This window comes from Pseudomonas sp. P5_B2, assembly GCF_056400445.1.
Genome location: NZ_JBFULH010000202.1, coordinates 1 through 7,379 on the forward strand (window position 1 = coordinate 1; position 7,379 = coordinate 7,379).

5 protein-coding genes are annotated in these 7,379 nt (G+C 58.5%); 4 read left to right on the forward strand and 1 reads right to left on the reverse strand.

The window, feature by feature from the left end; all coding sequences use genetic code 11:
• Positions 1-191 precede the first annotated feature (191 nt).
• Entirely contained in the window at positions 192-1,631 is a 1,440-nt protein-coding gene (gene hydA, locus AC1DRJ_RS15840; protein WP_477802989.1) for a dihydropyrimidinase, read from the reverse strand.
• A 539-nt stretch (positions 1,632-2,170) separates the two neighbouring features.
• Here hydA and AC1DRJ_RS15845 point away from each other — a divergent pair.
• The 4 genes from AC1DRJ_RS15845 (at position 2,171) to AC1DRJ_RS15860 (ending at position 7,214) form a co-directional block, all read left to right on the forward strand.
• Entirely contained in the window at positions 2,171-3,655 is a 1,485-nt protein-coding gene (locus AC1DRJ_RS15845; protein WP_477802990.1) for an NCS1 family nucleobase:cation symporter-1, read from the forward strand.
• Between the two features lie 141 nt (positions 3,656-3,796).
• Positions 3,797-5,080, forward strand: a complete 1,284-nt coding sequence (locus AC1DRJ_RS15850) for a Zn-dependent hydrolase (RefSeq protein WP_477802991.1) — start codon at positions 3,797-3,799, stop codon at positions 5,078-5,080.
• 208 nt (positions 5,081-5,288) lie between these two features.
• On the forward strand, positions 5,289-6,758 hold the full coding sequence (locus AC1DRJ_RS15855; protein WP_477802992.1) for a helix-turn-helix transcriptional regulator: 1,470 nt from the start codon (positions 5,289-5,291) through the stop codon (positions 6,756-6,758).
• A 204-nt stretch (positions 6,759-6,962) separates the two neighbouring features.
• Positions 6,963-7,214 (forward strand): DUF1652 domain-containing protein, encoded by a 252-nt coding sequence (locus AC1DRJ_RS15860; protein WP_477802993.1) that lies wholly within the window; start codon positions 6,963-6,965, stop codon positions 7,212-7,214.
• Positions 7,215-7,379 lie beyond the last annotated feature (165 nt).

Below are 7,379 nucleotides of genomic sequence, written 5' to 3' on the forward strand. Positions count from 1 at the left end.
GGATGGGGGAGGTGGTTCAGGGTCTTGATCACGGTATCGGCCTCACGGTGATGGAGGTGCTGCCTCTTTCGGGCTGATCGTTCCCACGCTCTGCGGGGAATGCCTCAAGGGACGCTCCGCGTTCCAATGGGACGCAGAGCGTCCTGGGCTGCATTACCACGCGGAGCGTGGGAACGATCTTTGGAAGTGCGTCAGCGTTTCACTGCAGTGGGCTTGTGCAACTCAGCCCGCTTGCTCAGCAAATCAAACACCGCCGGATACGCCGGCCGTTCGACGTACCGCCCCGCACCCCGCTCGGCGCGCAAATCGCCATCGGCCCAAACCACGCGGCCCTGGCTGACGGTGTGGCTCGGCACGCCGCGCACGGTCTTGCCTTCAAAGATGTTGAAGTCGACCTGCTGGTGATGGGTTTTCGCTGAAATGGTCCGCGTGCCTTCCGGGTCCCACAGCACCAGGTCCGCATCGGCGCCGACACGAATCGCCCCTTTGCGCGGGTAGAGGTTGAAGATCTTCGCGGTGTTAGTGGAGGTCAGCGCTACGAAGTGTTGCATCGACAAACGCCCGGTGTTCACCCCTTCATCCCACAGCACCGCCATGCGGTCTTCGATACCGGCGGTGCCATTGGGGATTTTGCTGAAGTCGTCGCGGCCGGCGGCTTTCTGCTCGGCGCAGAAGCAGCAGTGGTCAGTCGCGGTGGTGTGCAGGTTGCCGGATTGCAGGCCGTGCCACAGCGCCTCTTGGTGCCCGCGAGGACGGAAGGGTGGGCTCATCACGTAACCGGCGGCGGTCTGCCAGTCCGGGTGTTGATAGACGCTGTCGTCCAGCAACAGATGCCCGGCCAGTACTTCGCCGTAGACCTGTTGGCCTTTGCTGCGGGCATAGGTGATTTCGTCGAGGGCTTCTTTGGTCGAGACATGCACCAGGTACAGCGGCGTGCCGAGTGTCTCGGCGATACGAATCGCCCGACTGGCCGCTTCGCCTTCAACCTGCGAAGGCCGCGACAGTGGATGCGCTTCCGGGCCGGTGATGCCCTGGGCCATCAACTTGCGCTGCAGGTGATAGACCAACTCGCCATTTTCCGCATGCACGGTCGGCACCGCGCCCAGCTCCAGGCAGCGCTCGAAACTCGCCACCAGTGTATCGTCGGCGGCCATGATCGCGTTCTTGTAGGCCATAAAGTGCTTGAAGCTGTTGACGCCATGCTGGCTGACCAGCTCAGCCATTTCCTCGCGCACCTGTTCGCTCCACCAGGTGATCGCGACATGGAAGCCGTAGTCCGACGCCGACTTCTCTGCCCAGCCACGCCACTGGTGAAACGCCTCCATCAGCGATTGCTGCGGATTGGGAATCACGAAGTCGATGATCGACGTGGTGCCACCGGCCAGTCCCGCCGCCGTGCCGCTGAAAAAGTCTTCACTGGCCACGGTGCCCATGAAGGGCAGCTGCATGTGCGTGTGCGGGTCGATGCCGCCGGGCATCAAGTACTGGCCGCTGCCGTCGAGCACTTCGGCACCAGCCGGAACATCAAGGTTCTCGCCAATGGCTTTAATCACGCCGTCGGCGCAATAGACGTCGGCGCGATAACTTTCATCATGGGTAATAACGGTGGCGCCACGGATCAACAGAGACATTCCGAGTTCCTCGCAGGCAATGACCGGCTTATGCCGGTTCTAAATTTTTTATATCAATCTACCGTCAACAGGTTTATTCCTGCCAACGCTGTCAGGAATTGAAGCTAGTCTGAGTTTATGAAATGAGCAAGAATATTTTTTATAAGCTTATGACTGTTTTAACGTATTGATTAATAAAGAATAAAAACGTAAATCACCAAAATGGTGAGGCTGTTCACCATTTTGACGCACTTGACAGGTTCGAAAAATAGACAAGATTTCTTATGTGAAATCAGCCGCTTGAGGATGGTCTATGGTTGATGCGCAACGTTTGAAAAAAGTGTGATGCACCAGATTGAGTCCTGACGGTTCGGACAACTTGCCTGGCATTCGGCCTGAGTGAACAGGCAAGTCCCCGACGACTCTTAAAATATTTAATAAAAACAGTTGGTTGTAACGTTTTATGGAACTGCCCGATGCTCAATCGGGGTGCCCGGCACGTTTATTGATGCCCTGGTACCTGATGAGCAAAAAATAATTCAAAGAACAGTGGAGCGGCCATGCAACAGATCAGATCGCAAGTGACCGAGCGCGAAGGCTTGTTTGAGCTGGAAGCCGGCAGCGACGTCCTCGACAGTCCCCGTTACAACCACGACATGGCACCGACCAAGTTGCATGAACGCACCTGGAACAAATGGCACATCACCGCGCTGTGGATCGGCATGGCCATCTGTGTGCCGACCTACACGCTGGGCGGCGTGCTCACCGCGTACTTCGGGCTGACGGTGGGCGAGGCGCTGTTGGCCATCCTGTTTGCCAACATCATCGTGCTGATCCCCCTGACGTTGAACGCTTTCCCCGGTACCAAGTACGGCATTCCGTTTCCAGTGTTGCTGCGTTCGAGCTTTGGCATTCTCGGTTCGAACATCCCTTGCCTGATCCGCGCCCTGGTGGCGTGTGGCTGGTTCGGCATTCAGACGATGTTCGGCGGGCTGGCCATTCACCTGTTCCTCGGCTCGGTGTTCGAGGGCTGGAAGTCGTTGGGCGGCACCGGTGAAGTCATCGGTTTCATGGTGTTCTGGGCGCTGAACCTGTGGGTGGTGATTCGCGGCGCCGAGTCGATCAAATGGCTGGAAACATTGTCCGCGCCGCTATTGATATTGGTCGGTGTGGGCTTGCTGTTCTGGGCGCTGCCGAACGTATCGATGACCGAGTTGCTGGCGATCCCGGCCAAGCGTCCGGAAGGGGCGGGCGTGGCGGGTTATTTCGCCGCCGGGCTGACCGCGATGGTCGGTTTCTGGGCCACCTTGTCGTTGAACATTCCTGACTTCAGCCGCTACGCCAAAAGCCAAAAAGACCAGATCATCGGGCAGATTATCGGCCTGCCATTGACCATGTTCCTGTTCGCCTCGTTGGGCGTGGTCATGACCGCTGCCTCGGTAAAACTGGTGGGCGTGACCGTCTYCGACCCGGTAACGCTGATCGGGCATATCCAGAGCCCGGTCTGGGTTGCACTGGCCATGGCGCTGATCATCATCGCCACGTTGTCCACCAACACCGCGGCCAATATCGTCTCGCCAACCAATGACTTTCAGAACATCGCACCCAAGGTGATCAACCGCACCAAAGCGGTGTTGCTGACCGGGGTGGTGGGGTTGTTGCTGATGGCGCATGAACTGCTGAAAAAGCTCGGGCTGATCGTTTCGGACCTGAGCCTGGAAACGGTCTACTCCAACTGGTTGCTGGGCTATTCCAGCCTGCTCGGGCCAATTGCCGGGATCATGGTGGTGGATTATTTCCTGATCAGGAAACAGCAACTCGACTTGGCCGGGCTCTATCGCGATGACGTTTATCCGGCCTGGAACTGGTTCGGGTTTATCGCGTTTGGTGTGCCGGTGGTGTTGACGCTGCTGTCGCTGGGTAGTGATGCGTTCAGCTGGTTTTACAGCTACGGCTGGTTTACCGGCTCGGCGTTGGGAGGGGTGATTTATTACGGGCTGTGCTCGTTGCGGCCTAGCCCGTCTGTCGCGAAATCGGCGGTGTGAGGATGATCGTTCCCACGCTCTGCGTGGGAATGCAGCTCGGGACACTCTGCGTCCCAAATGCGGACGCGGAGCGTCCATGGATGAATTTCCACGCAGAGCGTGGGAACTATCAGTACATAACAACTGCCTGAGGAGATCACCATGAACGCTGCCGTAGACGTTCTGCAATCCACCCATCAGCACATCAACCGCGACCGCCTGTGGCAATCCCTCATGGAACTGGCCAGACTCGGCGCCACGGTCAAGGGCGGCGTCTGTCGCCTGGCCCTGACGGACCTCGACCGTCAGGCCCGCGACATCTTCGTCAACTGGTGTAAAGACGCCGGTTGTACCGTCAGCWTCGACGCCGTCGGCAACATCTTCGCCCGCCGTCCGGGTCGCAACCCCAACCTGCCACCGGTCATGACCGGCAGCCACATCGACACTCAGCCCACCGGCGGCAAGTTCGACGGCTGCTTCGGCGTATTGGCCGGCGTCGAAGTGCTGCGCACCCTCAACGACCTGAAAATTGAAACCGAAGCGCCACTCGAAGTGGTGGTCTGGACCAACGAAGAAGGCTCGCGCTTCGCCCCGTGCATGATGGGCTCTGGTGTCTTCGCCGAAAAGTTCACCCTCGAAGAAACTCTCGCCAAAGTCGACGCCGAAGGCATCACCGTGGGCCAGGCGCTGAACGCCATCGGCTACGCCGGTCCGCGTCAGGTCAGTGGGCATGCGGTCGGTGCTTATTTTGAAGCACACATCGAGCAAGGCCCGATCCTTGAAGACGAGCACAAAACCATCGGCGTAGTGATGGGCGCGCTCGGCCAGAAATGGTTCGACCTCAAACTGCGCGGTGTCGAAGCCCACGCCGGCCCGACCCCGATGCATCTGCGCAAGGACGCCCTGGTCGGCGCCGCCGTCATTGTCGGAGCAGTCAACCGCGCCGCACTGGGCCATCAACCCCACGCCTGCGGCACCGTCGGCTGCCTGCAAGCCTATCCCGGCTCCCGCAACGTCATCCCCGGCGAAGTGCGCATGACCCTCGACTTCCGGCATCTGCAACCGGCACGCCTGGACTCGATGATCGCCGAAGTCCGTAAAGTGATCGAAACCACCTGCGATGAACACGGCCTGACTTTCGAACTCACCCCGACGGCAGACTTCCCGCCGCTGTATTTCGATCAGGGCTGTGTCGAAGCCGTGCGCAACGCAGCCCAAGGGTTGGGCCTGTCGCACATGGACATCGTCAGCGGGGCAGGGCATGACGCGATCTTCCTCGCCGAACTCGGCCCGGCCGGGATGATTTTCGTGCCGTGCGAAGGTGGGATCAGCCACAACGAAATCGAAAACGCCGCGCCGGACGATCTGGCGGCCGGGTGCGCGGTGTTGTTGCGGGCGATGCTGGCGGCGTCGGCGGCGATTGCCAGTGGACAACCTGCAGCCTGAAACAACTGACGTGCGCTTCGGCACGCACCGCTAAAACCTGTAGGAGCGAGCCTGCTCGCGATAGCGGTTTCACATTCAATATCAATGTGATTGGCCCACCGCTATCGCGAGCAGGCTCACTCCTACAGGTCCTTCGCACGATCCAATTCCTGTGCGGTCGTACTCTTCACGGGGGGGCTAAAAGCCCCGTTGTGCTGACGGAGTACCCATGAGCCAGGACGTCTTGAGCACCGAAACCAATCGTCGCCAGTTGCAGCAGATCATTGCGGGTTTGTCCGACGGCGTGATTCTGCTGGAGCTCGATCAGACGATTCTTTGGGCCAACGAAGCGGCACTGGTCATGCACGGTGTCGGGCAGCTGCGCGAACTGGGTGCCAATGCCAGTGAGTACGCCAAACGCTTCGCCTTGCGCTATCGTAACCATCACGCGGTGCCGAAGGATCACTACCCGATCAGCCGCGTCGCCCGTGGCGAAACGTTCGGCGATGTGCTGGTTGAAGTGACGCCTGTCGACGATGAAGAACGTACCTGGGTGCATAAGGTGCGCAGCATGGTGCTGGCGGACAGCGCCGGTGAGCCTGAGTCACTGGTGCTGATCATGGACGACGTCACCGAATGGGCCAATGCCGAACAGCGATTCGAAAAGACATTCAACGCCAACCCGGCCCCGGCCGTGATCTGTCGGCTCAGCGATTTGCGATACATCAAGGTCAACAGCGGTTTTCTGGAGATGACCGGCTATACCCGTGATCAGGTGATCGGCATGTCGACGTATGAACTGGACGTGTTGCAAGGCGCGGAAAAAAAAGACCTGGCGATTGAACGTCTGCGCGAGCACGCCACCATTCCACAGATGCAGGCTGAATTGCGATTGCCCGAAGGGGCTAGCAAGCAGGTGATCGTCGCGGGGCAGCCGTTGGAGTTAAACGAAGAAGACTGCATGCTGTTTTCGTTCGTCGACATGGAACCTCGACACAAAGCCGAAATAGCGCTGCGCCAGAGCGAGGAGCGTTTTGCCAAATCTTTTCGCCTGACTCCAGTGCCGACGCTGGTGTGCAGTGCCGAGGATAAAACAGTGATCGAGGTCAACGAAGCCTTCCTCGACACACTCGCGTATTCCAGTGAAGAAGTGCTCGGCAAAACCGTAATGCAGATCGACTTCTTCGACGATTCAGGCGAAGGCACACGCCTGTTTTCGGCACTCGATAAGGCTGCAAGTCTGGACCGTGTCGATGTCAGAATCCGTAAAAAAAATGGGGAGGTGATCGATTGCACGGTCTCGGCCGACACCGTGAACATTCAGGACAGTCCTTGCTACCTACTGGTGTTGATGAACATCACCGAACGCAAACGTACCGAGCTTGAGTTGGTCGCGGCGATCGAGGAAGTGATGAAAGACGCCTCTTGGTTCAGCCGCACGCTGATTGAAAAACTGGCCAACGTGAAGAGCGTTAACGCGCCGACATTGCCCACCGCGTCCTTCACCGACCTGACCGCCCGCGAGCGAGATGTGCTCGGCCTGATCTACGAAGGGTTGGCCGACAAGGAAATCGCCGTGCGCCTGAAACTGGCTCCCAACACAGTACGCAATCACGTATCGACGGTGTATTCAAAATTGGGCGTTCACAGTCGAAGCGAGGCGATTGTCTGGGCGCGCGAGCGTGGATTGTTCTCCTAGCATCAGGGTGCAAATGCACTAGTGCAGGCAGTGCAAATGGAGGTGTTGGTGCCATATTCCAGCGAATAGGCTGTCAGGGTGCGAATCGTGTCTTTGACGCGCTTCGCGTCCACGACGAAACAGCTCAAGGAACTGCCACATGTGTCGCCCGCTCAACACCCCTTCAATTGACGAGGCTGCCCGTCAGTCGATGGGTGAATCGCTATGATTCACTTGGCACAATTGCGTGCATTGCTGGAGCAACACTTTTCTCCCTGCGCCTGTGAATGCAGTTTGTCTGGAGATAATTCGGTGACGGTGAAGCTGTATCACCCGGCGTCAGGTGAGGTCGACCTGGTGGTCAGTGGAGTGAAGGTAACGAGCCTCAACTCGCCGCAAGCGGTGGAGTCGTTGATCCAAGAGCTGCGGTACGAACTGCAGAGCAACAAGTTGCATCACCCGGGCGGGGACCGGTAGGGGCTGTCGTTTTTCTGGGTCAAAATCGACCTGAACGCCTTATTTGCTGGCATTGGCCGGTGACTGGTCTATAAGAAATGAGAAGGTAAAATTTTCTGTGACCGGTCCGCGGCTTCGCGGTGTTGTCGTCGTGTCGCGGAAAGCATCCATTACTTACCGCGGGTC